The 2,084-nt window shown below is 17.5% G+C and carries 2 protein-coding genes; both read left to right on the top strand.

The annotated features are described in order from the left end of the window. The first annotated feature begins 140 nt into the window (after window positions 1-140). A complete protein-coding gene (gene murJ / locus GJT96_RS01850) occupies window positions 141-1,688 on the top strand; it encodes a murein biosynthesis integral membrane protein MurJ (protein ID WP_169780507.1) in 1,548 nt (515 codons plus the stop codon). Window positions 1,689-1,858: 170 nt separating this feature from the next. Beyond that, a partial coding sequence (locus GJT96_RS01845) for an iron-sulfur cluster assembly accessory protein (RefSeq protein WP_486599018.1) occupies window positions 1,859-2,084 on the top strand: 226 nt, incomplete at its 3' end.

Below are 2,084 nucleotides of genomic sequence, written 5' to 3'. Positions count from 1 at the left end.
TAGAAAAAAATTTTAATTTGAATTTTTCAATAAAATAAATAATAGTTAAAAACTATTTTATAAAATAAAATAATTTATTATATTGAATTTTTTATTAAAATAATTTATTTATATAATAAACTATTATTTTTAGGAATTATATGAATTTATTAAAGTCGTTAACGACAGTTAGTATAATTACATTGTTTTCTAGATTATTAGGTTTTATTAGAGATAGTCTTATTGCAAAAATTTTTGGTGCTGGTATGTATAGTGATTCTTTTTTTATAGCATTTAAATTACCTAATTTATTAAGACGTATATTTGCAGAAGGAGCTTTTTCTCAAGCATTTACTCCTATATTAGCTGAATATAAAAATAAAAAAAGTAATAAAGAAACAAAGAATTTTATCGCTTCTACATTAGGTATATTAATCATTATACTCTCTATAATAGTAATATTAGGTATATTATTTTCTTCTTTTATTATTTCTATTATTGCACCAGGTTTTGTAAATACAGATTTTAAATTAAAATTTACATCAAAAATTTTAAAAATGACTTTTCCATATATTTTATTAATATCATTATCATCATTAGCTAGTTCTATTTTAAATATTTGGAAAAATTTTTTTGTACCAGCGATAACCCCTATTTTATTAAATGTAAGTATGATATTATTAATTATAATATTTCCTAATCTTTTAGAACCATCGATATTAATTTTAGCTTGGGCTGTATTAATTGGTGGAATATTACAGATTTTTTATCAATTAATTTATCTTAAAAAAATAAATATGTTAATATTTCCAAGTTTTAAAAATTTTGATAAAGGAGTATCGAGAGTTTTAAAAAAAATGTGTGCTGCGATTATTGGAGTAGCAGCAACACAAATATCTTTATTAATTAATTCTGCTTTTTCTTCTTTTTTAATTACAGGATCAATTACTTGGATTTATTATTCTGACCGTCTTATGGAATTACCTATTGGTATGTTTGGTATAGCATTAACAATAGTATTATTACCTAGTTTAACTGACGCTTATAATCAAAATAAAAAAAATGAATATAACCAATTAATGGATATAGGTTTGCGTTTATGTTTTTTATTAATAGTACCTAGTTCATTAATTTTAGGATTTTTATCAAAATTATTATTAATTTCATTATTCCAATATGGAGCATTTACTTATTTCGATGTATTAATGACTCAAGAAAATATTATTATATATTCTATTGGATTATTATTTTTAATAATTGCAAAAGTTTTAGCAATAGGATTTTATGCTAGACAAGATGTAAAAACACCTGTTCAAATTAATATATTAGTTTTAATTATTACTCAATGTATAAGTCCTATATTTATTTTTTTTTTACATCATATAGGATTTCCAATATCTGTATGTTTTGCTGCTTTTTTAAATGTAATTTTGTTATATAAAACATTAGTTAAAAAAAAATTATATAAACCAGAACATGGTTGGTTATATTTTTTATTTCGTATATTAATAGTTACAATAATTTTAAGTATTATTTTGATATCTATTATTAATAATTTACCTGAAAAATGGTTAATTTTATCTTCTTTTAAAATACGTATCTTTTATTTATTAAGTATTTGTTCTTTAATTTTTATATTGTATATTTTAATATTATTTTTATTAGGTTTCCGTGTAAAAGATTTTTCTCTAAAAAATATAATAAAATAATTACAATTTATAATAATAAATTATTAATAATTATTTAAATAATGTATTAAATATATTTTTTATATATAATTTTATAAGCAAAATTTTTATTTTTAATAAAAAATTTTATTTTTAATTTTATTAAAATTTTTTAATTAAAATAAATAAATAATATTTATAGGTTTTTTATCATGAATAAAAATAAAAATTTAATTCATTTAATCTGTACAAAAAATAATTATCAAGGTTTATATATAACACAAAAAGCATTATTACAAATAAATAAAATAATTAAAAAAAATAATAGTAAAGGAATAAAATTATTTTTAAAAAAATCTGGTTGTTTTGGATTTAAATATAATATTTTATTATCAAATAAATTATTAAAAAATGAAATTTTATTTCAAAAAGATAAAA

The sequence above is a fragment of the Enterobacteriaceae endosymbiont of Donacia piscatrix genome, from assembly GCF_012569525.1.
Classification (GTDB): domain Bacteria; phylum Pseudomonadota; class Gammaproteobacteria; order Enterobacterales; family Enterobacteriaceae.
This window is presented reverse-complemented; position numbering and strand designations above follow the sequence as displayed.

Excerpts from the sequence above, each read along its gene's own strand:
- murJ (WP_169780507.1), top strand. The coding sequence starts at position 141 with ATGAATTTATTAAAGTCGTTAACGACAGTTAGTATAATTACATTGTTT.